Origin of the sequence: Pseudomonas sp. 22082 (assembly GCF_052046055.1) — a bacterium.
Classification (GTDB): Bacteria; Pseudomonadota; Gammaproteobacteria; order Pseudomonadales; family Pseudomonadaceae; genus Aquipseudomonas; species Aquipseudomonas pharyngis.
On the sequence record NZ_JBQEQB010000005.1, the window covers coordinates 198893 to 224496 of the forward strand.

Here is a 25604-nt window from a genome sequence, read left to right on the forward strand (position 1 = left end):
CCGACTGCGTAGGATGAATCGCCTGACGTTTGAGGAATTCTGCTGTGATCGAGTTTTCGATGTACCTGTTGTTCGGCGCCGCCCTTGGCACCCTGGGTGGGATCTTCGGCATTGGCGGCGGGCTGATCGCCATTCCCTTGCTCGGTGTCTGGTTCGGGCTCGATCAGCAGATCGCCCAAGGCACGGCGCTGGTGATGGTGGTGCCGAACGTAATGTTGGCGCTGTGGCGTTATCACCAGCGCAACCGCATCGAACTCCGCCATGCGTTGCCGCTGGCAGTGATGGGATTCTGCTTTGCGTGGATCGGCTCGATCTGGGCCGTGGGCATCGACGCGCAAACCATGCGCATCGGTTTTGTCGCGTTCCTCGTGGCTTTGTCGGCCTACAACCTGGTGCGCATGTTTGGTGCGCGCCCGGCGGCCACCTCCGAGATGCGTTATTCATGGCCGTGGCTGGGCGTGCTCGGCGCGGCGTCAGGCGCCATGGGTGGCTTGTTTGGTGTCGGCGGGGCGGTGGTGGCGACGCCGGTACTGACCAGTCTGTTCGGCACTACTCAAGTGGTCGCTCAGGGTCTTTCGCTGGCGCTGGCATTGCCGAGCACCGGCGTCACGCTGGTAACGTACGCGGTGCACCACGAAGTGGACTGGATGATCGGCCTGCCGCTGGCCATTGGCGGGCTGGCCAGCATCAGTTGGGGTGTGAAAGTCGCCCACGCGATGCCGGAAAAACTCCTGCGCGGGCTGTTCTGCGGGTTCCTGGTGCTGTGCGCGGTGATGCTCGCCTTTAAAGTTTGAAGCCTTCGACGATGTGCTCGGCCAGGCATTCGGTGATCGGCGAGGGGTTGTTGAGGTTGCGTATCAGCATGATGCTGGCTTCGGGCAGCAGCGGCAGATCCTCGGCGGCCCCGAGAATCCGCATGTCGGGAGTGATCAGGCTTTCCAGTTGCGCGGTGATCGCCAGACCCGCGCTCACCACCGCCATCAACGCCGACAGACTGGTGCTGTTGTAGGCGATCCGGTATTCGCGGCCCATCGCGTCCAGCGCATTGCAGGCCCACAGGCGACAGAAGCAATCACTGTTGAACATCGCCAGCGGCAACGGCGTCTGCTCGTGGGCGCTGAAATTCTGCGCCTCGGCCCACACGAAACGCTCCTTGCGCAGCAGTTGGCCGATTTCATTGCCCGGCTCGCGGGTGACGATCGACAGATCCAGATCCGTGCGCTGCAGCAGCTGTTTGGTGGACTCGCAGTGCACTTCGATCTGGATCAGCGGATAGAACTGCGCAAAACGCGACAGAATCCCCGGCAGAAAACGCATCACGTAATCGTCCGGCGTGCCGATCCTGACCGTGCCAACCATGTGTGGTTCGCGCAGGGTGTTGAACACTTCACTGTGCAGTTTAAGGATGCGCCGCGCATAGCCGAGCAACACTTGGCCTTCAGCGGTCAGGCGCACCTGACGCCCGTCGCGCTCGAACAACTGGCGCTGCAACACGTCCTCTTCCAGACGCTTCATTTGCATGCTCACCGCCGATTGGGTGCGGTTGACCATTTCGCCGGCACGGGTAAAACCGCCCTGATCGGCAATCGCGACAAAGGTGCGCAGGACATCGGTATCGATACTGGGATATGCCGACAATTGATGAATCTCCGTGATGCATGCCATCAGAAACATTCGTTGGATTGATCGTAGCTCTGGCGGGAGACTTGAGCCATCCCAAAAAGGAGGCAACACGATGAAAGGTCAAAGAGAGTACGCAGGCGAAGAAAAATTTTCCGGCCATATCGTTTCCGATCTGTTGCACAAGTTTAGCCGGTGGTACGAATTGCACCGTGAGCGCGAGCTGCTCGCCAGCCTGAGCGACGAAGCGCTCAAGGACATCGGGGTCAGCCGTGCCGATGTCGAACACGAGTCGGTGCGGCCGTTCTGGGACGATCCGATGCATAAATGATGAGGCCATCGCTACACAAACCCTCTTGCAGTGAGGTAGGTTGCGAGCAGACATGGAGGTACACATGCCCGCGACACTGTCCTTTTCCCTTAAACAGGCTCGACGTCTGGCACTGGCTGCCCAAGGGTTTCACGGGCGCCAGCCGCCGACTGTCAAGGCCATGCACCTCAACCGGCTAATCGAACGCCTCGGCCTGTTGCAGATCGACTCCGTCAACGCCGTTGTGCGCTCGCATTACCTGCCGCTGTTCTCCCGTCTCGGTTCCTATTCTTCCGATTTGCTCGACCAGGCTGCCTGGAGTTCGGGGCGACGTCGTTCGCTGTTCGAATACTGGGGCCATGAAGCGTCGCTGCTGCCGTTGTCGATGTACCCGTTGATGGGCTGGCGCATGCAGCGGGCCAGGCGCGGTGAAGACATCTATCAGCAATTGGCGCGCTTCGGTCACGAGCAACAGGACACCATCCGCCGCGTGCTGGCGTCGGTCCAAGAGCAGGGCGCATTGGGCGCCGGCAGCCTTTCGACCCGCGAAGAAAAGGCCGGACCGTGGTGGGACTGGAGCGCGGAAAAGCACGCGTTGGAATGGCTGTTTGCTGCTGGCGAAGTCACCGTCGCCGGACGCCGTGGCTTCGAGCGGTTATATGACTTGCCGGAGCGCGTCATTCCGGCTTCCGTGCTGCACCAGCCATTGCCCGATGAGGCTGAGGCGCAGCGCGGTTTGCTGCTGCATGCAGCGCAAGCGCTTGGTGTCGGCACGGAAAGAGACCTGCGTGATTACTTCCGTCTGAAGCCTTCCGATGCCCGCCCGCGTCTGGCTGAACTGGTCGAGGACGGGCAGCTGCTGACTTGCGAAGTCGCCGGGTGGCGGCAGATCGCTTATTGCCTGCCCGAGCCGAAAATCCCTCGAAAAGTCGAAGCCAGCGCGCTGCTGTCACCTTTCGATTCACTGATCTGGGAGCGCAGCCGGACCGAGCGGCTGTTCGATTTTCGCTATCGTCTGGAGATATACACACCGCAGGACAAGCGGGTCTACGGTTATTACGTGCTGCCGTTCCTGCACAACGAACGGATTGCCGCGCGGGTTGATCTGCGCGCCGAACGGGTGGCGGGGCGGTTGGCGGTGCATGCGGTGCACGAGGAAGAAACGGGGCTGGACGAGGCGGGAATGCTGGCCCTGGCGCTGAACCTGCGGCGCATGGCGGACTGGTTGGGGCTCGCGCGGGTGCAGCTCAATTGTCAGCGGGAAAGTGCCGGTCGGCTCCGGATGGCTATGGTTCAGATCGGCTGCGACTGAACCGGCCTCATCGCTGGCAAGCCAGCTCCCACAGTGACCGAGTCGTTCACAAACCAAATGTACGACATCGATCCTGTGGGAGCCGGGCTTGCCCGCGAAGAGGCCAACTCAGACGCTAAAAATATCGAACCTTAGCGACGAACCTGCTTCAGGGTTTCAGCAATCAAGAACGCCAATTCCAGCGACTGATCGGCATTCATCCGTGGGTCGCAGTGAGTGTGATAGCGATCCGACAATCCATCTTCAGTGATCGGCCGCGCGCCACCGATGCACTCGGTGACGTTCTGCCCGGTCATCTCGATGTGGATGCCGCCGGCGTAGCTGCCTTCCGCTTCATGAACCTGGAAGAACTGCTTCACCTCACCAAGAATCTGCGCGAAGTCGCGAGTCTTGTAACCGCTGCTGGCCTTGATGGTGTTGCCGTGCATCGGGTCGGAGCTCCACAGCACCTGCTTGCCTTCACGCTGCACCGCACGGATCAGCGCCGGCAGGTGATCGCCGACCTTGTTCGCGCCCATCCGCGCGATCAGGTTCAGACGGCCCGGATCGTTGTCCGGATTGAGCACGTCGATCAGACGGATCAGGTCGTCGGGGTTCATGCTCGGGCCGACTTTCACCCCGATCGGGTTGTTCACCCCGCGCAGGAATTCGACGTGGGCACCGTCAAGCTGACGGGTGCGGTCACCGATCCACAGCATGTGCGCCGAGCAATCGTAGTAATCATTGGTCAGGCTGTCGCGGCGCACGAAGGCTTCTTCGTAGTTCAGCAGCAGCGCTTCGTGGGCGGTGAAGAAACTGGTTTCGCGCAGTTGCGGCGAGCTGTCCATGCCGCAGGCGCGCATGAAGGCCAGGGTTTCATCGATGCGGTCGGCCAGATGGCTGTACTTTTCGGCCAGCGCCGAGTTGGCGATGAAGTCCAGGTTCCACTTGTGCACCTGATGGAGGTCGGCAAAACCGCCCTGGGCGAAGGCGCGCAGCAGGTTGAGGGTGGCGGTGGACTGGTGGTAGGACTGCAGCAGACGCTCCGGATCCGGTACGCGGCTGGCGGCGTCGAAACCGATGCCGTTGACGATGTCGCCCCGGTAGGCCGGCAGAGTCACGCCGTCGATGGTCTCGTCGTTGGCCGAGCGCGGCTTGGCGAACTGGCCGGCCATGCGCCCGACTTTGACCACCGGGCAACCGGCGGCGAAGGTCATGACGATCGCCATCTGCAGCAACACTTTAAAGGTGTCGCGAATCTTCGCGGCGGAGAACTCGGCGAAGCTTTCCGCGCAATCGCCGCCCTGCAGCAGGAACGCCCGGCCCTGGGTGACTTCGGCAAACTGGCGGCGCAGCTCACGCGCTTCGCCGGCAAACACCAGCGGCGGGTAGCTGGCCAACGTCTGCTCGACCTGGCGCAGATGCGCAGCGTCGGGGTATTGGGGTTGTTGCTGGATCGGCAGGGCGCGCCAGCTGTCAGGGCTCCAGGGTTGGCTCATCACGGTCTCTAAGGTTCTACGCACGGACGGCCATGTTAGCAGCAATTAGTGCGTGACCTGCTCCCGCCGCTTCGCCGACAATCGCCGCTTTGCCACGGCACCACAGCGGTGCCATCGCGTCACCGCGCCCGGTGACCACCAGGAGACGAAATGACTGAGGAGCGCGTCGAGCTGTTGCTCGCCGAGGTACAGGATGAGTTCGGCGTGATTCGCGTGCTGGAAGTGGCCGACTACCGCTTTCTGGAGTTCGGCGATGCGATCGAGCAAAGCTGCGTGTTTACCGCCGACCCGAGCTGGCTGGAGTACGACTACACCCGGGCGATGCTGATCGGCGCGTTGTGCCATGAGCAGCCAGAGAGCGCGCTGTTCCTCGGCCTGGGCGCGGGCACGCTGACCCAGGCCTGCCTCAAGTTCCTGCCGCTGGAAGATGTCGAAGCCATCGAGTTGCGCCCGGACGTGCCGCGTCTGGCCATCGAATACCTCGGGCTGGATGACGATCCACGGCTGTACATCCGCGTCGGTGATGCTCTCGAACTGCTGCCGACCGCTGAACCTGCGGATCTGATCTTCGTCGACCTGTACACCGATGTCGGTCCTGGCGCCGGGCACCTTGCGTGGAATTTCCTCGGTGACTGTCAGAAACGTCTGAATCCCGGTGGCTGGCTGGTGATCAACCAATGGGCCACCGACGACGGCAAACCGTTGGGCGCAGCGCTGCTGCGTGGGCTCTATCACCGGCATTACTGGGAATTGCCGGTGAAGGAGGGCAACGTGATTCTGATCGTGCCGGCGGATCTCGATCAGGTGCTGGACCTGCAGGCGCTGACTGCACGGGCTGAAGCGCTGGCGCCGAAGCTGGGCTACTCGTTGCAGTCGTTGATCAACTGCATCCGTCCGGCGACCTGATCTTCAAAGGCCTTTGAAAACCCCTGGTCTGCGCTCCACCAGCGAGCGCACACCTTCCTTGGCATCTTCGGTGGCCAGCAACTTCTTCACCAGCGGCGGCAAGCTATTAGCCGCCGCAGTTTCGCCTTCATAGCGTGCCTGACGCGCCGACATCAGCGTCGCCTGCACGCCCAGCGGCGCCTGCCGGGCAATGCGCTCGGCCAGTTCGATGGCGCGTGGAAGCAAATCTTCAGTGGCCATGATTTCCTGCACCAGCCCCAGGCGTAGCGCATCGTGGGCATCGAACTCGTCGCCGGTCAGCAGCCAGCGCATTGCGTTGCCCCAACCGGCAATCTGATGAAAGCGTAGCGTCGCACCGCCGAACGGAAAGATCCCGCGCTGCACTTCCATCTGCGCGAAGCGGGTGTTGCTCGCGCACAGGTTGATGTCGGCGGCGAGCATCAGCTCGATGCCGATGGTCAGGCAATAACCCTGCGCGGCAACAATCACCGGTTTGCTGACCCGCGGCCCGACGAACACGCCCCATGGGTCGCAACCGCCGGGAGGCACCTGCCAGCCCTGGGCGAGGGCGGAACTGGCATTCACCAGATCGAGACCGGCGGTGAAATGCTCGCCATGCCCGAACACCACCGCCACCCGTGCGTCGCTGTCGGCCTCGAATTCACCGTAGGCCAGGGCCAGGTCGTTGAGCAGGTCGAGGTCGAAGGCATTGCGCTTGGCGACGCGGTCCAGGCCGATCAAATGCACGTGGCCGTGACGCGCACGGCTCACGCGGCCGGGGCAGGGCTGATTCATGGGTGTTTCCTCGCAGGGGAAGAAAGGGTGCAGCGACCAGATGCCGCACGTCGGTGAATCGTTTAAGCGCCATCGCCCGCAGGGCCGGGGTGTTTGAAAAATAGACCTTTGCCCGATTATCCGCAAAACCCCGTTACACAGCGGTGACAACTGCATTTCGCCGATAAAAAAAGCTCCCTTTTTGGGCAAATTCCGGTATAGTGCGCGCCGGCCTTTAACCGGGCCGCGTTTAGGTAGCGCAATTCCCCGAAGTCAGCTTCGGCTGCACGTCCGCACTGCGGGCTCTTCCTTGACGATTCTTTTTCATTCATTCGTTTTCGCAAATCCCCGCCGACAAAGCTGCCAGGGCGACTCTTGAGTCTCAACACGGCATGTGCAGCTTTGGAGCATGGGTCTTTGCGGATGCACTTAGAGGCAGACCCATGACCCAGGAAATCGGCGGCTTCGCCGCTCTTGAACTTCATCCCAATATTGTCGCTGCAGTAGTCGCTACCGGCTATGAAGAGCCTTCGGCCATTCAGCAGCAGTCGATCCCGATCATCCTCGCCGGTCACGATATGATTGGTCAGGCGCAAACCGGTACCGGTAAAACCGCTGCCTTTGCCCTGCCTATTCTGCACCGCATTGATCCGTCCAAGCGCGAGCCGCAAGCTCTGATCCTGGCCCCAACTCGTGAGTTGGCGCTACAAGTTGCAACCGCTTTCGAAACCTACGCCAAGCAAATGCCGGGCGTGACTGTTGTGGCTGTCTACGGCGGCGCGCCGATGGGCCCACAATTGAAAGCAATCCGTAATGGCGCACAGATCGTTGTCGCCACTCCGGGCCGTCTGTGCGACCACCTGCGTCGCGACGAAAAAGTACTGCAGACCGTGAACCACCTGGTTCTCGACGAAGCAGACGAAATGCTCAAACTGGGTTTCATGGACGACCTCGAAGTCATCTTCAAGGCCATGCCGGAAACCCGTCAGACCGTATTGTTCTCGGCGACCCTGCCGCAATCGATCCGTGCCATCGCCGAGCGTCACCTGCGCGATCCAAAGCACGTGAAGATCCAGAGCAAGACCCAGACCGTTACCGCGATCGAACAGGCTCACCTGTTGGTTCACGCTGACCAGAAGACCTCTGCCGTTCTCAGCTTGCTGGAAGTGGAAGACTTCGACGCTCTGATCATGTTCGTGCGCACCAAGCAAGCGACCCTGGATCTGGCCAGCGCCCTCGACGCCAAAGGCTACAAAGCCGCCGCGTTGAACGGCGACATCGCTCAGAACCAGCGTGAGCGCGTCATCGACTCGCTGAAAGATGGCCGTCTGGACATCGTTGTAGCGACCGACGTTGCCGCCCGTGGTCTGGACGTTCCGCGCATCACCCACGTGTTCAACGTGGACATGCCGTACGATCCGGAATCCTACGTGCACCGTATCGGCCGTACCGGCCGTGCCGGTCGCGAAGGCCGCGCGCTGCTGCTGGTGACTCCGCGTGAGCGCCGCATGCTGCAGGTAATCGAGCGTGTGACCGGTCAGAAAGTTGCCGAAGTGCGTCTGCCGGACGCCCAGGCCGTTCTCGATGCCCGCATCAAGAAACTGACCAACAGCCTGTCGCCGCTGGTGGCTGACGCCGAATCGACCCACGGTGATCTGCTGGATCGCCTGACCGCCGACATCGGTTGCACCCCGCGTGCACTGGCTGCCGCACTGCTGCGCAAGGCCACCAATGGTCAGGCGTTGAACCTGGCAGCGATCGAGAAGGAACGTCCACTGGTGCCGAACAGCGCGCCGCGTGGCGACCGTCCTGAGCGTTCCGGTGATCGTCCGGACCGTGGTGATCGTGAGCGTCGTGCGCCAATGCCGTTGGGCGAAGGCCGTGCCCGTTGCCGTACCGCGCTGGGCGCGCGTGACGGTATCGCGGCGAAAAACCTGCTGGGCGCCATCCTCAACGAAGGTGGTCTGGCACGTGAAGCCATCGGTCGCATTCAGGTGCGTGACAGCTTCAGCCTCGTCGAGCTGCCGGAAGATGGTCTGGACAAACTCCTGACCAAGCTGAAGGACACTCGCGTTGCCGGTAAGCAGTTGAAGCTGCGTCGCTACCGCGAAGATTGATCCGCCCTTGGGCTGATTGATCGAACATAAAAAATCCCCGACTGGTTCGGGGATTTTTTTTGCCTGCGATTTGGGCATCAGCCGAAGCGGTAGATGTCCATGCCCAGTGCGCCCATGGTGAAACCTTGATGGGCAATGCTGAAATCACCGCCAGCGCCGCGGGCGAAGTACAGCGGCAACAGGTGCTCGTCGCTTGGATGGTTGCGTACTGCGTTCGGTGCCTGCTGACGGTAATCGTGCAGGGCGGCTTCGTCGTTGGCGGCCAGTTTGTCGACTATCCAGTCGCGGAAATCCCGGGCCCACGGCTCGACGCTTTCCGGGCCGGCGTGCCAGTCCAGTTCTCGCAGGTTGTGGGTGATGCTGCCGGAGCCGATCAACAGAATGCCCTGTTCGCGCAGCCTGGCCAGCGCCTGGCCGACGCGGTTCTGTAGCGCCGGACCGCCACGACTCGGTAGGGAAACCTGTACCACCGGGATGTCAGCCTGCGGGTACATCAGCGACAGCGGCACCCACACACCGTGATCGAACGGTCGTTGTGGATCGAGGCGTGCCGGCAGGTCGTTGGCGGTCAGCAGATCGGCAACCTCACGGGCCAACTGCGGATCGCCCGGAGCCGGATACTGCACTTCAAACAGCGCGCGGGGGAAACCGCCGAAGTCGTGCCAGGTTTCCGGTTGCGGATGGCTGCTGACCAGCAGCTCATGGCTTTCCCAGTGGGCGGAAACGATGACGATGGCTTTCGGGCGTGGCAGTTCGGCCGCCAACCGGGCCAGGGCCGGGCCGCTGGCGCCGGGCTCCAGTGCCAGCATGGGCGAGCCGTGGGAGATAAACAGGCTGGGAAACATGGAAGGGTTCCTGAGCGTTAAGATGGTTCATCTTCAGTCAGTTCATTGATCTAATTCCAATATAAGTTTTAACGCCTTTTGATCGAATTCTTAGGAGGATGCATGCAGCCGGAGTTTTGGCACAAGAAGTGGGAATCGAACCAGATCGGCTTTCACCAGCCGGAGGTAAACCCGTATTTGCAGCGGCACTGGCCCGATCTGGCCATCCCGGCGCAGGCGCGTGTGTTGGTGCCGTTGTGCGGTAAAAGTCTGGATCTGCTGTGGCTTGCCGGGCGTGGGCATCGGGTGCTCGGCGTCGAGCTGTCGGAGAAGGCCGTGGAAGACTTCTTCCGTGAGCAGCAATTGCAGCCGCAGATCAGTGAAGAGGGCAGCTTCAAGGTTTATCGGGCCGGGGCGATCGAGTTGTGGTGCGGGGATTTTTTTTCGCTGACTGCGGCTGACGTGGCGGGTTGCACCGCGCTGTATGACCGTGCGGCAGTGATTGCCTTGCCGCAAGCGATGCGCGAGCGTTATGCGGCGCACTTGCAGGGTCTTTTGCCGACATGCCGAGGGCTGTTGGTGACGCTGGATTACGACCAGTCGCAGATGCCAGGGCCGCCATTTTCCGTAGACGATGCCGAAGTGCAGCGTTTGCTGGGCAGTACCTGGCGTGTCGAGATGCTGGAGGAGCAGGATGTGCTCGGTGACAGCTGGAAGTTCGTACAAGCCGGCGTAACTCGGCTGGAAGAGCGGGTTTACCGGATTTGCGGGGAGTAATCGACAGGCAAAAAAAGGCCCGCATCACTGCGGGCCTTTTGGTTGGTGCGCCAGTTTGATCAGCCGCGACGACGCAGGGCGTCGATACGCTCTTCCAGCGGCGGGTGGCTCATGAACATGCGGGCGAACCCTTGTTTGATGCCGCCGTTGATGCCGAAGGCGTTCAGGGTATCAGGCATGTGCACCGGCAGGCCCTGTTCGGCGCGCAAGCGTTGCAAGGCGTTGATCATCGCCCCCGTACCGGCCAAGCGGGCGCCGGCATCGTCGGCACGGAACTCGCGTTTGCGCGAGAACCACATCACGATTGCGCTGGCCAGAATGCCCAGCACCAGCTCGGCGAAGATGGTCGCGATGTAGTAGGCCATGCCCTGGCCTTCTTCGTTCTTGAAAATCACCTTGTCGACGAAGTTGCCGATGATCCGCGCGAAGAACATCACGAAGGTGTTTACCACGCCCTGGATCAGCGCCAGGGTGACCATGTCGCCGTTGGCCACGTGGCCGATCTCGTGGGCCAGCACGGCCCGCACTTCATCTTCCTTGAAACGCTCGAGCAAGCCCTGGCTGACCGCGACCAGTGCGTCGTTCTTGTTCCAGCCGGTGGCGAAGGCGTTGGCTTCATAGGCCGGGAAAATCCCGACTTCGGGCATCTTGATCCCGGCTTCCCGGGACAGTTGCTCGACGGTTTGCAGCAGCCATTGTTCGTGGCGAGTACGTGGCTGGGTGATGATCTGGGTGCTGGTGCTCATCTTCGCCATCCACTTGGAGATGAACAGCGAGAACAGGGAACCGGCGAAACCAAAGACTGCACAGAAAACCAGCAGCTGATTGAGGTTGAGATCAACCCCGTTGGCCGCCATGAACCCGTTGAACCCGAAAAGGCTCAAGGTGATGCTGGCTATCAGCACGACCGCCAGGTTAGTGGCCAAAAACAGCAGAATGCGCATCATGGTTGTAGAAATCTCCTCAAGCTAAAGATGTAGCGTACTGCGGGGTATATAAGGTGCGGCACCTGGCGATTCAACCGAGTGACTATTTCAAACTGTGTCCTACACCGGATTCGTCCTGCCATGGGACATTTCCCACCGGTGAAATCGCTATGGATGACAGGCACGCACCACCCGCCCTGATTGCGTCAGGCACGCATGATTGGTATGAATCGCAAGTGTAGAAGGTGCTGGAGGAGGGGCGCAGCAGAAGTGTTGCTGAATCAGACAGTGCGCAACGTTCGGGCCGTTGCGCACCGAGCGCCGGTTACTGGCGGTAGGACTTGAGGAAGTTGCCGATGCGACCGATGGCCATGTCCAGGTCATCGACCCGCGGCAGGGTCACCACACGGAAGTGGTCAGGCCACGGCCAATTGAACGCCGTACCTTGCACCACCAGCAGCTTCTCGGAGAGCAGCAGATCGAGCACGAATTTTTCGTCGTTATGGATCGGGCAGACTTTCGGGTCAATCTTCGGGAATGCGTACAGCGCGCCCATCGGCTTCACGCAGCTCACGCCGGGGATGTCGTTGAGCAACTCCCAGGTGCGGTTACGTTGCTCCAGCAAACGGCCTTGCGGCAGTACCAGATCGTTGATGCTCTGATAGCCGCCCAAGGCGGTCTGGATCGCATGCTGGCTTGGCACGTTGGCGCACAGGCGCATATTGGCCAGCATGTCGATGCCTTCGATGTAGCTGTGAGCGTTGTGTTTCGGCCCGGAGATGGCGATCCAGCCGGAGCGGAAACCGGCCACGCGATATGATTTGGACAGACCGTTGAAGGTCAGGCACAGCAGATCCGGGGCCAGGGATGCGGTGCAGATGTGCACGGCGTCGTCGTAGAGGATCTTGTCGTAGATCTCGTCGGAGAACACCACCAGGTTGTGCTGACGGGCCAGCTCGAGCATGCCCAGCAGCACTTCCTTCGAATACACCGCGCCAGTCGGGTTGTTCGGGTTGATGATCACCATCGCCTTGGTGTTCGGGGTGATTTTCGCCTTGATGTCGGCCAGGTCCGGGAACCAGTCGGCGCCTTCGTCGCACAGGTAATGCACCGCGTTACCACCGGCCAGGCTCACGGCAGCGGTCCACAGCGGGTAGTCCGGCGCCGGCACCAGCACTTCGTCACCGTTGTTGAGCAGCGCTTGCAACGACATTACGATCAGCTCGGACACGCCGTTGCCCAGGTAGATGTCTTCGATGCCGACACCTTCGACCTGCTTCTGCTGGTAGTACTGCATCACCGCCTTGCGCGCGCTGAACAGGCCTTTGGAATCGCTGTAGCCCTGGGCGGTCGGCAGGTTGCGGATCACATCCTGGAGAATTTCGTCCGGCGCCTCGAAACCAAAGGGTGCCGGGTTGCCGATGTTCAGCTTGAGGATGCGATGGCCTTCCTCTTCCAGGCGTTTGGCGTGCTTGAGCACCGGGCCGCGAATGTCGTAGCAGACGTTGGCGAGCTTGTTCGATTTGCTGAACTGCATGGCGATGTGATCCCGAAAATGAACGATCCAGGCGGCGGGTGGACAACCGTGCTGGGAATCCTGCGTCTTCACACAGGCAAGTGTCTCGAGCGGCGGTTTCCAACAATCCGTTTGAATGCGCAGGAACCCGCTGCCAGACTGGCGTGTGACGAGGCGCAATCATACGTGCCGCCCGATCCGTGGAAAAGGTACAGATCGGGCTTTTTCAGCCGCTGAGGTGTGATGATGGAAAAGATTGAAAAGACCCTGGAAGAATGGCGGGCGATGCTCGACCCCGAGCAGTTCAATGTGTGCCGCCTGAGCGCCACCGAGCGGCCGTTCTCCGGCAAGTACAACGCCACCAAGACCGATGGCGTCTACCACTGCATCTGCTGCAATGAGCCGCTGTTCGACTCCAGGACCAAATTCGACTCCGGTTGCGGCTGGCCAAGCTTCTACGCGCCGATCGGCGACAACGCGATGACCGAAATCCGTGACACCAGCCACGGCATGATCCGCACCGAAGTGAAATGCGCCAAGTGCGATGCACACCTTGGCCACGTGTTCCCGGACGGTCCGCCGCCGACCGGCCTGCGTTACTGCATCAACTCGGTGTGCCTGGACCTGGTGCCGCGCGAGTAACCGATACGGGCGATCCTCGGGTCGCCTTTCGGATAATTAAATTGCACGCAATTCAATTGCTCGCTATTTTTGCCGTCTACATTTCTCAAGAGTGCGCACCATGAGCGATAACCTGCTGAATATTCCGTGCACCACCATCAAGGGCGAGCAAAAGACCCTCGCCGATTTCGCCGGCAAGGCGGTGCTGGTGGTCAATACCGCCAGCAAATGCGGTTTCACGCCGCAGTACAAAGGCCTTGAGGAGCTGTGGCAGACCTACAAGGATCAGGGCCTGGTGGTGCTGGGCTTCCCGTGCAACCAGTTCGGCAAGCAGGAGCCGGGCAACGAGGGCGCCATCAGTGAGTTCTGCGAACTGAACTACGGCGTCAGCTTCCCGCTGTTCAAGAAGATCGAAGTCAATGGGACCGGTGCGCACCCGCTGTTTGTGCAATTGAAGAAACGCGCGCCGGGCGTGCTGGGCTCCCAGGGCATCAAGTGGAACTTCACCAAATTCCTGATCGGCAAGGACGGCCAGTTGGTCAAGCGCTTCGCCCCGGCCACCAAACCGCAGGATCTGAGCCGCGAGATCGAAGCCCTGCTCAAATGAACAACCTGTCCGCCGATTCGCTGAGGCTCGACAGCCAACTGTGCTTCAAGTTGTATGCCGCATCGCGGGCGGTGATCCGTGGCTACAAGCCGATGCTTGATCGGCTTGGCCTGACCTACCCGCAATACCTGGCGATGCTGGTGTTGTGGGAATGGCAGCAAACCGCGCCGGAGCAACCGACCGTCAAGGCGCTGGGTGAGCGGTTGGCACTGGACTCAGGAACGCTGACGCCGCTGCTCAAGCGTCTGGAGCAACTTGAACTGGTTCAGCGTCAACGCTCGGCCCGTGACGAGCGCGAGGTTCATCTGAGCCTTACTCCACAAGGGCAGGCGCTGCGTGAACAGGTCGGGCCATTGAAGGCGCAGCTGTTGTGCGAGAGCGGGGTGGATCTGGACCGGCTCAACGAGTTGCGTGAGGGACTCGATCACCTGCTGGGCCAGATCAAAGCGTTGTCGTAGTTGGTATCCACTGATCCAGCAGCGCCGCCAGCTCTTCACGGCGAAACGGCTTGGCCAGGTAGTCGCTCATGCCCGCCGCCCGGCAGCGCTCCCGTTCCTCGGACATCGCGTTGGCGGTCAGGGCGACAATCGGCAAGTGCGGCCAGCGACCGCTCTGGCGGATCTGGCGGCTGGCTTCGTAGCCGTCCATCACTGGCATGTTGCAGTCCATCAGCACCAGATCGAACTCGTCGTGTTCCAGCTGATCCAGTGCCTCCACTCCATGGGCGGCAACCACGACATCGCACCCCAGTTTGCCCAGCATGCCCTTGGCCACCAACTGGTTGACCGGGTTGTCTTCCACCAGCAGCACCCGACCGCGCCGCTGCGACGGCACGCTCTCAAGGCGTGCACGGTCGATGATGGTGAGGTCCGGCAACAGCGTCCGACGCAGATTCTGATACAGCGCGTTGCGAGCCAGCGGTCGGGCCTGCTGCTGCAACGGGGCAAGGGCCGCGGCTTCTTCACCCGGCAAGAAGCTGCCGTAGGCGGTCACCAGCAGAATCGGCGCCGTCATCACCGGGCGCAGGCCGAACAGGCATTCGGGGCAATCGGTGATGATGACGTCGGGGGACAGACCGAGCAGCGGATCGTCGAGGGTTCGCTGCTCGTAGGTCATCCCCCAGACCGGCAGCAGGCTTTCCAGCAGTTCCGCCAGCCCGCTGACCGCGTTGGTGATCGCCAGCACCTTGCCGTGCAACGGTGGCGGAATCACCGCGCGGGTGTGGCAGGGCAGTGGCAGTTCGGCGCAGAACTGGCTGCCGAAACCCACTTCGGAACTGATCGTCAGACGTCCCTGCATGGCTTCGCACAGGTTGTAGGTCAGCGCCAGACCGAGCCCGGTGCCGCCGTACTGACGAGTGATGCCGGCCCCCGCCTGGGTGAACGGCTGGAAAATCTTCACCTGGGCTTCCTGGGCGATACCGATGCCGGTGTCGCAGACTTCGATTCGAACGCCGTCCTTCCAGGTAGACAGACGCACATCGACCCGACCGAAGCGGGTGAATTTCAGCGCATTGGACAGCAGGTTGCTGACGATCTGCCTGACCCGGGTAGGATCGCCGAGCACCAGCGCCGGGAAGTAAGGATCGATCAGGCAGGTCAGCTCGACGCTCGGTGCCGCGTTCTGTGACAGCAGGTTGGCGGTGTCTTCGATCAGTGAGCCGAGATCGAAGGGAATGTGTTCCAGCTCAAGTTGCCCTGCATCGAATTTGGACAGGTCGAGAATGTCGTTGAGCAGCTCCACCAGCACTTTGCCCGAGTCGTGGGCGATGGACAGTTGCTGCTGCTGTTCGGCATTCAGCGGGCCGTCGAGCGAGAGGGCGATCATCCCCAGCAGGCCGTTGAGCGGAGTGCGGATCTCGTGGCTCATGTTGGCGAGAAATGCCGAGCGTGCCTCGGCCATGTCCAGCGCCGTACTGCGAGCCACTTCCAGCTCCTGGTTGGACTGGCTGAGTCGTGCATTGATCGCCTTGAGCTCTGCGGTACGCGCAGACACGATGTCTTCGAGTTGTGCGAGGTATTCAGTGAGGCGGTTTTCCGCATTGCGTCGCTGCTGGATTTCCGTGGCGATGTTCTCGAACTGCTGGTTGGCGACCTTGACCAGCACGCCGATCTCGTCATTGGCATGCCCGGCTGGACATTCCAGGGTGGTCGGCTCGGCACTGCGCGGGTCGCGACCGCTGAGTTCGCGGATTACCCGTACCAGCGGTTTGGTCAGCATCACATAGAACAGCGCGAGCAGAATTCCGGTGAGGATCAGGCTGCGGGCGAAACCGTTCAGCAGCGTGACCTCGGCCCGGCGCAGGAAGCGGCTGCCGAACGCGTAGGTGTCGACTTCCAGTTTCAGGGTGCCTAGGGATTCGTTGGGCAAGTGATCGAGATAGAGGCGGTCTTCAAACTGACGTTTGGCGCCGAACAGGAAGTCGCTGATCATCCGGTAGCCGCTTTGCAGCTCCGGCCGTTTGACGTTGGCCAGCACCGTCTGATTGTTGTCGGTCAGTTGCGCCGAGATGATCGCTGGCGAGCGCAGCAGGCCCAGGGTCAGTTCTTGCGCCAGTTCGGCGTCGATGTTGTAGGCGATGCGCGACGCCGGGTTATGGCTGATTTCCAGCAACGACAGGATTTCACGGTTGATGGACGCGTCTTCACTGGCATAATCGATACCGATTTGCAGCAGGCTGAGCAGCGTGCCCAGAATGAACCCGACCAGCACGGTAAGCCGGGCCTGTTTGTACGACAGCCGGTGGGTGAATTTGATATCCATGGGGTGTTGAACCACTTCCGTTTCCCTTCGCTGCTCAAGCATAGTCGATCATGCACGGATTCCGGGGTTCCCGAAGCGCCTTGTAACAAGGCCCGGGACAGGTTTCGAACGCTGTCTGTCGTCGCTGTACCGCCATCATCACTGTGAACGAGCCCGAGGAGAAGACGTGGATTCCCGATTGAATGCTTTTCTTGAACGCGCCGAGTCGGTTCTGGCGCGAATCGAACCACTGCTGCCGGCTCCACGCCCGGTCATCGACTGGGGTACTTGCCTGGCCGCACGCTGGCAGCGTGACGGTCGCAGCGGTTATCTGCTGCCGCTGGAAGTCAGCCTCGACATGCGCCTGTCGGACCTGATCGGCGTCGACCGGCAGCTGGAGCAACTGGGCCGCAACACTCAGCAATTTCTCGACGGCATGCCGGCCAACCATGCGCTGCTGTGGGGTTCGCGCGGTACCGGTAAATCGTCGCTGGTGCGCGCGCTGCTGGCTGAACACGCCAAGGCCGGTTTGCGCCTGATCGAAATCGAGCGTGATCACCTGGCAGACCTGCCACGGGTGGTGGAGCAGATCGCCAAGCTGCCGCAGCGCTTTGTGCTGTTCTGCGATGACCTGTCGTTCGAGTCCGGCGAAGGCGACTATCGCGTGCTGAAAAGTGTGCTGGACGGCTCGCTCGAACAGGCGCCGGACAACGTGTTGTTGTACGCCACCTCCAACCGCCGCCATCTGGTGCCGGAGAAGGAAAGCGACAACGAAAACTGGAAGCGCGTCGATGGCGAACTGCATCCGAGCGAAGCGGTGGAAGACAAGATCGCGCTGTCGGATCGCTTCGGCCTGTGGCTGTCGTTCTATCCGTTTACCCAGGAACATTTCCTCAACGTCGTCGAGCACTGGATCGGCCAGTTGGCCGCCAAGGCCGGCCTGAGCTGGGAACGCGACGAACAACTGGACATCCTCGCCGTGCGCTGGGCAACCGGCCGCGGCAACCGCAACGGACGTTGCGCCTACCAATTCGCCCGTTATTGGGTGGGACTGAAATTGTTGGAGCACAAGGCATGATTGATTTGCAGCAGAGCGGCCAGGGCCTCGAAGGCTATGGCATGTTGGCCGCGCAACTGGAGTCGCTGCTGGCGGACGAGCGCGATTTCATCGCCAACGCCGCGCAGTTTTCGGCGTTCCTGTTCAACCAGCTCGATGACCTGAACTGGGCCGGTTTCTACCTCAATCGCAATGAAGAGCTGGTGCTCGGCCCGTTCCAGGGCCAGATCGCCTGCGTGCGCATTCCGTTCGGTCGGGGCGTTTGCGGCGCGGCGGCTGCCAGCCTGCAGACGCAGCGGGTCGAAGACGTTCATGCGTTCCCCGGCCATATCGCCTGCGACAGCGCGTCGAACAGCGAACTGGTGGTCCCGTTGGTCAAGGACGGTCGCCTGATCGGTGTGCTCGACCTCGACAGCCCGAAGCTCGCGCGTTTTGGTACGGACGATCAGGCCGGTATCGAACAACTGGCGGCGATCTTCCTGCGTCTGACCGATTGCTGATCACGTCGTCAGGCCTGCCTTGAGCAGCACGGCCGCCGGGTCCACGGCATCGATCTGCCGTGGATCGAGAAAACGCGTGGCGTATTGCAGATACACGCCATCGCGAATGAACAGCTCGAACAGCTCGGCATCGATGTGCGCGTCGCGGCACATGGTGGCCATGATCCCCAGTGCTTCGCTCAGGGACTTGGCCTTTTTGTACGGGCGATCGGCGGCGGTCAGGGCTTCGAAAATATCGGCAATCGCCATCATGCGCGCCGGCAGGCTCATGTCTTCGCGCTTCAGGCGCTTGGGATAACCGGTGCCATCCATCTTTTCGTGATGCCCGCCGGCGATTTCCGCGACGCTGTTCAGGTGTCCGGGGAAGGGCAGGTGGCTGAGCATCAGGATCGTCTGCACCATGTGGTGGTTGATGATGTAGCGTTCTTCGCGGGTCAGCGTGCCCCGGGGGATGCAGAGGTTGTACAGCTCGCCGCGATTGTATTTGTAGGGCGGCACGTCGAGTTTGAAACCCCACGGATTGTCTTCCGGGATCAGCTCGCTTTCGGCGCGCTCCAGCAGATGTTCCGGCTTGTCTGCCAGCAACGGTTCGGTGACCGGCAGGGTCGGTGCCGGGGTGCGTGCCTGACGCCGGTTCTCCTCCCATGACAGGCCCAAGCGATCATCCAGCGTGCGCGTCCAGGTGCGTTGCGCGATGCCTTGCAGACGTTGCAGGTCAACCTCGAGCATGGTTTCACTGCCCAGATTGCAGCGGGCGACGAACGCAAAATCATCATCCAGTGCTTTCAGGGTGGCCTCGCGTAGACCGGCCAGTTGCTGTTCTTCACCGCCCAACGCCAGGGCTTGCCAATAGTTGATCCAGGCGTCGCGCTTGAGCACTTCGAAGCGGGTGCGGATTTCGTGAAGGCGATCGTTCAGGGTCTCCAGCTTGGTGGCTTTGTCGACCACGTATTCCGGGGTCGTGACCTTGCCGCAGTCGTGCAGCCATGCAGCGATGTGCAAGGCTTCCCATTCGTCTTCGCTCGGCTGGTAATCGCTGAAGGCCGGGGCCTGACTGGCTGCAGCGGCACGGGCGAGCATCAGGGTCAGTTCCGGCACGCGCTGGCAATGCCCGCCGGTATAAGGACTCTTGGCATCAATGGCGCCGGCCAGCAGTTGAATGAACGCATCCAGCAGTTGTTTCTGTCTGGCTTGCAGGCGTTGACTCTCGATACTCACCGCGGCCGCCCCGGACACCGCTTGCAGAAAGGCGATGCGATCTGGCCGGAGTTTTTCCAGGTCACTCGGCGTGCCGCCATCGTTGATCAACAGCACCAGCAGGCCGACGGTTTCGTTGTGCCGGTTATGCAAACGGATTCCAATCAAATGCACCCTCGGCGAACCCATGGCCAGCAGCACTTTCTGCAGGTCGGTGGCCTGTTCGAAACCCAGGTTGCTCACGACCGTGTCGGCGTTGGCCAGTTGCCGGAACCATTCGGGGCTTTGCGAGGCATCTAGACTGCGGCTTTGCAGATCGAATGTCGCCAACGGTTGAGACGAGTCTGCGACCACCAGGCCGTAGGGCTCCATGCGATTGCCATCGTTTTCACGCAGATAAATCAGCCCCGCCTGGGCCTGGGCGATCTGCACTGTCTCGAACAGTACCCGTTGCAGCAGCGGGTCGAAGCGGGTTTCGGCGGTCAGGCTGTCAGTGATGCGAAAGAAGCTGGCCAGGGTGTCTTTCATGCGAGCCATCGACAGGCTCAACTGGTCAATCTCCAGCACCAGCGATCGGCGGGTCACCGGGAAATTGAAGTCGAAGCTGCGAATTGCATCGGCTTCCTTGACCAAGGCATGCAAGGGCGTCACCAGTACCCGCGAGATCAGCCAGCCCAGCGGCAGACATAGCAGCAAGGTAGCCAGCGTGATGAGCGCTCCTTGCCAGCGCAGGCGATAGGCATCGACCAGCAGTTCGTCTTCGGGCACCAGTAAAGCCATCTGTAAACCTTTCGGTCCGCCTTCCTGCAGCTGGCTGCGGGCGACGATCCATTGTCGGCCGTCTACTTCGAGCCGATTGCCCTGGTGCCCGGACAACAAGGTGTGCAAGGCGGGGCTCAAATCGGCAGCCTTGGCCAGGCGCGCCGTGCGGTCATCGACGATCAGCCGGCGGCTGTCGGGGTAAGCCACGGCGTTGCCGTCGGCGTCGAACAGGACGATTTCCGTGGCCGGTGTCACCACGTGTTTGATCAGGGTCGCGGAGAGTGCATCAAGGGTCAGGTCGGCGCCGATCACGGCGTACTCGCCGCTGCGTCGGGCCAGCGTCGTGCCAACGTTGTGGGTGGAGAAAAAGACGTAGGGTTCGGTGGTGATCTGTTCGGCCTGCTGCCGTGCGTTGATGTACCACGCCCGGCTGCGAGGATCATAAGGATCATCGGGGTGGTCCTGTCGGCCGACCGGGGACAGGGCCTGGTCGAAGAACAGTGATTGTGAATGTGTCTGACCGCTGGCGTCATGTTCGATGCTCCAGACTTGAAACGCTGCTGCGTCCGGTGCCTTGAGCAGGGTTTTCAGCGCTGACGTGCGCAACGGACGAACCATGAAAAAATCGCCATTGCCATAACCCAGATACAGCGAGGCCAGATCCGGGTTGTTCGTCAGGGATTGACTGAACGGCTTGAGCAGCGCCATGCGCGATTCGAGGTTGAAAGATCCGGCGGCGGGGGTCTCTGCCAGCAGGCTCAGCAGGTGCCGGATCGGTGCATAAGTGGCCTGCAGGTCGAGACGTACATCCTGTTCGATCCGGCTGAACAGCTTTTCACTGCTCGACAGAATGATGTGTGTGGTCTGGTGGTAGTTGAACAAGCCCAGCACCACCCCGGTGAGCAACAGCAGAAAGGTGAACATGACGCTGATGTGTACATGTAGCGGAAACCGGCGTCTTTCCGGGCGCAGTGGGCTGGGCATTGCAGACTCTCCGTGTAGGTTAAGCACACTGCTCAGCCTTCAAGCATAGTTAAGCCCCGGCCATTTTGCTTTTGGCGATCCGCGCCAGTTGCTGTTCCAGTGCCTGCTCCAGTTCCAGGATAGCGAGGCGACTGGCCTGGCAATGACGCTCGATTTCTTCCCACGGCAGTGCTTGCAGACAAGCCTGCTCAAGCGCATCGCAGCAGTCGATCAGACGCGAGGCCTGGGCAATGCGTGCGGCACCTTTGATCTTGTGTGCGATGACGGCCAGCGCGGAGGGATCCCGGGTGAGGGACAGTGCTTGTAACTCCTGCCGATCGAGGCGACTGCTGTTGAGCAGTTCTGCCAGCAGTCGGTGGGTTTGCGAGGGGTTGTCACCGGTCAGCTGCGCCAGCCCCTGCAAGTTGAACGCCGGTGCACGAAATAGCGGCTGAACACCGTTGACCCATTGGCTCAGGCTGTTGAGGCTCAGGGGTTTGAACAGGCATTCGTTCATGCCTGCCTGTTTGCAGCGCAGGATCTCTTCCGGCTGGGCATTGGCGGTGAATCCCAGCACTGTGCAGGCCGGGCGACTGGTAAGCTTTTCGTGCTGACGAATCGCCCGGGTCAGCTCATAACCGTTCATGACGGGCATGTTGCAATCGGCGATGACCAGATCGAATTCGCCGTTCTTCCATTGTTCCAGCCCGCGCTGGCCATCTTCGGCGATACAGAATCGATGGCCGAGGTATTCCAGTTGCTGGCACATCAGCAGTCGATTGGCCGGATGGTCATCGACCACCAGAACCGTCAACGGAATCAGGGATGTCTGAATCTGTGGTTCATCTTCAGCTCTCGCCACTTGGGCAGGCAGAATGGTCACCGGTAGCGATACCCGAACCTGGGTGCCAATTCCGGGCAGGCTGCTCAATCGCAGTTTTCCACCCATCATTTCGCACAGGTTGCGGCTGATGACCAGCCCGAGCCCCGCGCCGCTGACGGTTCGTTGCCCATCCTGGCCGGCCTGGGCAAAAGGTTCGAACAACCGCAACTGATCCTGCGTCGTGATCCCGATGCCACTGTCCTGTACGGTCAGCTGCACCATCGAGCCTTCGCTATCATCCGTGGGCAGAACATCCAGTGTGATTCTGACCTGTCCTGCCTCGGTGAACTTGATCGCATTGCTGATCAGGTTCGACAGCACCTGTTTGAAGCGCAGAGGATCGAGTTCCACATCGACATTCAGTTCAGGAGGCGAGACGGACACTGTCAGTGACAGCTGTTTCTGCCGGGCGAGCCCTTCGAAGATTCGCACCACCGAACCCACGGTGTCGATCAGGTTGATTCGCTCGGGATTCAGGCTCAGTCGCCCGGATTCGATGCGGGCAATGTCCAGAATGTCACCGATCAGGCCCAGCAGATCCCTGGCCGAATGGTAGGCCGTTTCGATGCCGGAGCGGTCCGGGTGGGTATGATCCATGCGTTTGAGCGTCAGTTCGAGCATGCCGATCACTGCGTTCATCGGCGTGCGGATCTCGTGACTCATGGTTGCCAGAAACGTACTCTTGGCCCGGTTGGCTTCGTCTGCCCGTTCCTTGGCCGCGCGAAGTTCATCGAGCAGTTCGCGGCGTTCACTGATGTCGATCCAGCCGCCGATGATCCCCTGGACTTCGCCGCTGGAGTCCCGGTACGGCAGGATCCAGTGATAGATCGTCAGTCGTCGGTTGCCTATATGCAACGGCCGGTCGAGCACCAGTGGTTTGCCTTCGGTCACTACCCGCTGATAGTCGGCCTGATACGCCTGTGCCTCGAAAGCGTTGTTCAGTGCTCCCTGCATGACATCTTTGCCGATGACGTCTTCGCGCCGGGCATTGAAGGCCTGAAGATAACTGTCATTGCAGCTTTGCAGCAGGCCCTGTCGGTCACGCACGTAGATTGGGTGGGGCGTCCCGTTGACCAGTGAACCCATGAACTCCAGTTGGTCGTTCAAGGCCCGTTCGGCCGATTTGCGTTGTTTGATCTGGCGCCGCATGTAGGCATTCCAGAGCAACGACAGCAACAACAGCAGGCAGGCGCCGCCGATCAACTGAAAGAAGAAACGCTGGTATTGATGCCAGGTGCCTTGCGAAATGTTTGAGTAGCCCCGCCAGCGACCATTGATGATGCCCAGTTCTTCGGGTGTGATGCTCATCAGCGTCTTGTCGATGATCGAGCCCAGTTCCGTGTTGTCCCGGGCAGTCGCCAGAGAGAACGCTGCCTGCCGGGTGCCGATGGTGGTGGTGATCTGCAGGGGATGTTCGAAGGTTCGCGAGGCAATGAAGTAGTTTGCGATGACGAGGGAATTCACTGCGCCTTCGACCTGACCTGCGTCGAGCAGCGCCACTGCACTGAAGGTGTCCGGCGTTTCGATCAGATGGATGCGTGGAAACTCGCTGCGCAGGTATTCGATCATCGGATTGCCCTGAGCAATCGCCAGGCGCTTGCGTTTGAGTTGACCCAGGTGAGTAGGGCTGTCGGCGGCTTTTCGGGTCAGCAGTACGTATGAATTTTCCAGGTAGGGACGACTGAACTTCAGGGTTTCCTCGCGCTGGGCAGTAGGGAGCAAGGCTGCGATCAGGTCAGCCTGATGGTGTTCGACCTGCTTGACCATTTCGGCGTCGCTGCGGCTGCGACGGATTTCGAAGCGCAGTCCGGTGCGCAGACGGATGAGTTCCAGCAAGTCGGCGCTGATGCCGCGAAAGTTGCCGTCACTGTCAAAAAACGTCAGGGGCGCGAAAGCCTCGTTGACGACCACGCTCAGCACCGGATGTTTTTTCAGCCACTGCTCTTCACGTTTGGTCAGTTGCAGCCTCTGGTCGGTCAGAAGTACGTCGCTGCCCACGCTCCACCGTTTGGCGATATTTTCGCGCTCGCTGCCCGGCACGGCCTTTAGCGCAGTATTGATGATGGCGAGCAGCTGTGGATTGTTGCGATGTACGGCGAAGCTGAAACCGTGAGCCTCATGCTTGCCGAAACTGGCCATGCGGATGTTGTTCAGGTAACCCTTGTTGATCATGTAGTGGGTGGAAATGGTGTCGCCGAGAAACACGTCCGCCTGGTCGAACGCGACTGCGTTGATTGCGTTCTGGTAGGACGGATAAGAGGTGATGAGGGCCTTGGGATACATGGCCTTGACATCATCCAGCGGCAGGTAGTGATGCAGCATGCTGAGTCGCAGGCCTGCCAGACCTTCGGTCAGCGTGCGGGTTTCGCCCTCACGTGTCACAAGGACCGGTTGATCGATGGCGTAAGGCCTGGACAGTACTATTTCGGCGTTTCCTGCCTCGAATCCGTTGGCAGTGCCGAGCATGTCGATCTGGCCGTCGATCAATGCCCGTATGGCGACCTCCCGCGTGGCGAAGCGTTTGACCCTGATCGGCAGACCGGTCGCCTGACCAATCAGTACTGCGTAATCCGCCGTGTAGCCTTCGTAGTCTTGTCCGCTGGCCGTCATGTCGAAGGGAGGATAGTCTGGCGCGGAAGTCCCCAGAACCAGCTCATTGCGAGTGTGCAGCCACGCCACTTGCGATGGATCGAACAAGGCCTGCACCGTCGGTTCGGTCGAGCGACCGAGCAGGGTGAAATCTTGCGAGGTGGGTGATGCGGCTGTTGCAGAGGTGCAGAAACCCAGGCATGCACTCAATGCAATCAGGAGACTCACTAAACGGCTGGGCATGTTGGCTCTCACACGAGTGCGTTACGTTTGGCCATTTCGATAAGTTCTACGAGAGACTTGGCCTTCAGTTTTTGCATCAGTCGTTTTTTATAAGTGCTTACTGTTTTGTTGCTGAGAAACATGCCTTTGGCAATTTCCTTGTTTGTGCGGCCTTGGGCGAAAAGTTGCAAAACCATGAGTTCCCGATCATTGACTGATTTGAAAAGTTCCAGCTCGGCATAACGCACGTCATCATGACGAACAGGGTTCAAAGCCTGGCTGGGAAAGTAGTTGTAACCGGAAAGGACCGCTTTGATCGCACTGACCAGTTCACTCAGGTCTTCCTGCTTGCACACATAACCCGATGCACCCGACTGCATACAGCGAATGCCGAACAGGGTCGGGCATTGCGCAGTCAGTACCAGTGTCTTGAATGGCGAGCTCATGGCGTTGAAGCGGGCCAGGACTTCCAGGCCATCGAGCTTGGGAATGCTGATGTCGAGAATGATCAGGTCGGGCATGCATTCGCGAATCATCTGCATGGCATCGACACCGTTATCGGTTTCTCCGACGACTTTATAACCTTCATGCTCCAGCAGCATTCGAACGGCGAGGCGGATGACCGGGTGATCGTCGACAATAAAAACGGAGTTCATAATCAAATCCCATACGAGCGCAAATAAAGGGCGAACCTTAGCTCAGTTGCATGAACACTCGCATGAACCGACAGGGTATTAGCAGCAATCTAGGATAAGTCCTACAAATAAAGAAGAATCAGACTACGTGTTAACTAGGTTTGGCGTAGGTAGGCCCGTGAGATGTTCGATGGCTGGACTTGATGAAGTTTACGGCGCACGGAAAAATTTATCGGGTAAAGGCTTTCAATGATTGTTGTTAGTTG

21 protein-coding genes are annotated in these 25604 nt (G+C 60.4%); 11 read left to right on the top strand and 10 right to left on the bottom strand.

Going from position 1 to position 25604, the window contains the following annotated elements; genetic code table 11:
- Positions 1-59 precede the first annotated feature (59 nt).
- Complete coding sequence (locus ACTJK9_RS08275; protein ID WP_085612261.1) at positions 60-794, top strand: sulfite exporter TauE/SafE family protein; 735 nt, start codon at positions 60-62, stop codon at positions 792-794.
- Here the strand turns inward: ACTJK9_RS08275 and ACTJK9_RS08280 are convergent.
- A complete protein-coding gene (locus ACTJK9_RS08280; protein ID WP_007908606.1) occupies positions 784-1638 on the bottom strand; it encodes a LysR substrate-binding domain-containing protein in 855 nt (284 codons plus the stop codon). The genes ACTJK9_RS08275 and ACTJK9_RS08280 overlap by 11 nt on opposite strands.
- A gap of 97 nt (positions 1639-1735) precedes the next feature.
- Here ACTJK9_RS08280 and ACTJK9_RS08285 point away from each other — a divergent pair, with 97 nt between their 5' ends.
- A complete protein-coding gene (locus ACTJK9_RS08285; protein WP_039770454.1) occupies positions 1736-1951 on the top strand; it encodes a DUF1127 domain-containing protein in 216 nt (71 codons plus the stop codon).
- 64 nt (positions 1952-2015) lie between these two features.
- A complete protein-coding gene (locus ACTJK9_RS08290; RefSeq protein ID WP_221397857.1) occupies positions 2016-3242 on the top strand; it encodes a winged helix-turn-helix domain-containing protein in 1227 nt (408 codons plus the stop codon).
- Between the two features lie 131 nt (positions 3243-3373).
- Here the strand turns inward: ACTJK9_RS08290 and ACTJK9_RS08295 are convergent, their stop codons facing one another.
- Positions 3374-4720 carry a class II 3-deoxy-7-phosphoheptulonate synthase gene (locus tag ACTJK9_RS08295; RefSeq protein ID WP_039770450.1) on the bottom strand — a complete coding sequence of 449 codons (1347 nt, stop codon included), beginning with the start codon at positions 4718-4720 and terminating at the stop codon, positions 3374-3376.
- A 150-nt stretch (positions 4721-4870) separates the two neighbouring features.
- On the opposite strand from ACTJK9_RS08295, the gene ACTJK9_RS08300 reads away from it, so the two are divergent.
- Entirely contained in the window at positions 4871-5626 is a 756-nt protein-coding gene (locus tag ACTJK9_RS08300; RefSeq protein WP_085612214.1) for a spermidine synthase, read from the top strand.
- A 3-nt stretch (positions 5627-5629) separates the two neighbouring features.
- Here the strand turns inward: ACTJK9_RS08300 and ACTJK9_RS08305 are convergent, their stop codons facing one another.
- Positions 5630-6421 carry a crotonase/enoyl-CoA hydratase family protein gene (locus ACTJK9_RS08305; protein ID WP_440813267.1) on the bottom strand — a complete coding sequence of 264 codons (792 nt, stop codon included), beginning with the start codon at positions 6419-6421 and terminating at the stop codon, positions 5630-5632.
- A gap of 422 nt (positions 6422-6843) precedes the next feature.
- Here ACTJK9_RS08305 and ACTJK9_RS08310 point away from each other — a divergent pair, with 422 nt between their 5' ends.
- Entirely contained in the window at positions 6844-8517 is a 1674-nt protein-coding gene (locus tag ACTJK9_RS08310) for a DEAD/DEAH box helicase (protein ID WP_007955707.1), read from the top strand.
- 77 nt (positions 8518-8594) lie between these two features.
- Here ACTJK9_RS08310 and ACTJK9_RS08315 read toward each other — a convergent pair whose 3' ends face one another.
- Positions 8595-9362, bottom strand: a complete 768-nt coding sequence (locus tag ACTJK9_RS08315; RefSeq protein WP_085612216.1) for a DODA-type extradiol aromatic ring-opening family dioxygenase — start codon at positions 9360-9362, stop codon at positions 8595-8597.
- Between the two features lie 102 nt (positions 9363-9464).
- On the opposite strand from ACTJK9_RS08315, the gene ACTJK9_RS08320 reads away from it, so the two are divergent.
- A complete protein-coding gene (locus ACTJK9_RS08320; RefSeq protein ID WP_440813270.1) occupies positions 9465-10118 on the top strand; it encodes a thiopurine S-methyltransferase in 654 nt (217 codons plus the stop codon).
- Positions 10119-10177: 59 nt separating this feature from the next.
- Here the strand turns inward: ACTJK9_RS08320 and htpX are convergent, their stop codons facing one another.
- The gene (gene htpX / locus ACTJK9_RS08325) at positions 10178-11065 is read right to left on the bottom strand and encodes a protease HtpX (protein ID WP_064598312.1); all 888 of its coding nucleotides are present in this window, start codon (positions 11063-11065) and stop codon (positions 10178-10180) included.
- Between the two features lie 304 nt (positions 11066-11369).
- Positions 11370-12581 carry a pyridoxal phosphate-dependent aminotransferase gene (locus ACTJK9_RS08330; RefSeq protein WP_007955711.1) on the bottom strand — a complete coding sequence of 404 codons (1212 nt, stop codon included), beginning with the start codon at positions 12579-12581 and terminating at the stop codon, positions 11370-11372.
- 225 nt (positions 12582-12806) lie between these two features.
- Between ACTJK9_RS08330 and msrB the strand changes: the two genes are divergently transcribed.
- From msrB to ACTJK9_RS08345, 3 genes are all read left to right on the top strand, one after another.
- On the top strand, positions 12807-13202 hold the full coding sequence (msrB, locus tag ACTJK9_RS08335; protein ID WP_064598308.1) for a peptide-methionine (R)-S-oxide reductase MsrB: 396 nt from the start codon (positions 12807-12809) through the stop codon (positions 13200-13202).
- 100 nt (positions 13203-13302) lie between these two features.
- Complete coding sequence (locus ACTJK9_RS08340; RefSeq protein ID WP_011335290.1) at positions 13303-13788, top strand: glutathione peroxidase; 486 nt, start codon at positions 13303-13305, stop codon at positions 13786-13788.
- Positions 13785-14246: a MarR family winged helix-turn-helix transcriptional regulator gene (locus tag ACTJK9_RS08345; protein WP_085612218.1), complete on the top strand. Its 462-nt coding sequence runs from the start codon at positions 13785-13787 to the stop codon at positions 14244-14246. Before ACTJK9_RS08340 ends, ACTJK9_RS08345 begins: the two co-directional genes overlap by 4 nt.
- Here the strand turns inward: ACTJK9_RS08345 and ACTJK9_RS08350 are convergent.
- Entirely contained in the window at positions 14230-16593 is a 2364-nt protein-coding gene (locus ACTJK9_RS08350; RefSeq protein WP_371857727.1) for a hybrid sensor histidine kinase/response regulator, read from the bottom strand. The genes ACTJK9_RS08345 and ACTJK9_RS08350 overlap by 17 nt on opposite strands.
- 124 nt (positions 16594-16717) lie before the next feature.
- On the opposite strand from ACTJK9_RS08350, the gene ACTJK9_RS08355 reads away from it, so the two are divergent.
- A complete protein-coding gene (locus ACTJK9_RS08355) occupies positions 16718-17608 on the top strand; it encodes an ATP-binding protein (protein ID WP_007955716.1) in 891 nt (296 codons plus the stop codon).
- Entirely contained in the window at positions 17605-18087 is a 483-nt protein-coding gene (locus tag ACTJK9_RS08360; RefSeq protein ID WP_039770434.1) for a GAF domain-containing protein, read from the top strand. The genes ACTJK9_RS08355 and ACTJK9_RS08360 overlap by 4 nt, the downstream gene beginning before the upstream one ends.
- Here ACTJK9_RS08360 and ACTJK9_RS08365 read toward each other — a convergent pair whose 3' ends face one another.
- The 3 genes from ACTJK9_RS08365 to ACTJK9_RS08375 are packed head-to-tail and all read right to left on the bottom strand — an operon-like array spanning position 18088 to position 25359.
- Positions 18088-21030 carry an HD domain-containing phosphohydrolase gene (locus ACTJK9_RS08365; RefSeq protein ID WP_440813275.1) on the bottom strand — a complete coding sequence of 981 codons (2943 nt, stop codon included), beginning with the start codon at positions 21028-21030 and terminating at the stop codon, positions 18088-18090. It abuts the gene before it with no gap.
- 49 nt (positions 21031-21079) lie between these two features.
- Positions 21080-24724: a transporter substrate-binding domain-containing protein gene (locus ACTJK9_RS08370; RefSeq protein WP_440813278.1), complete on the bottom strand. Its 3645-nt coding sequence runs from the start codon at positions 24722-24724 to the stop codon at positions 21080-21082.
- 8 nt (positions 24725-24732) lie between these two features.
- Positions 24733-25359, bottom strand: coding sequence for a response regulator transcription factor (locus ACTJK9_RS08375; RefSeq protein ID WP_039770429.1), 627 nt, complete (start codon positions 25357-25359; stop codon positions 24733-24735).
- Positions 25360-25604: the final 245 nt, after the last annotated feature.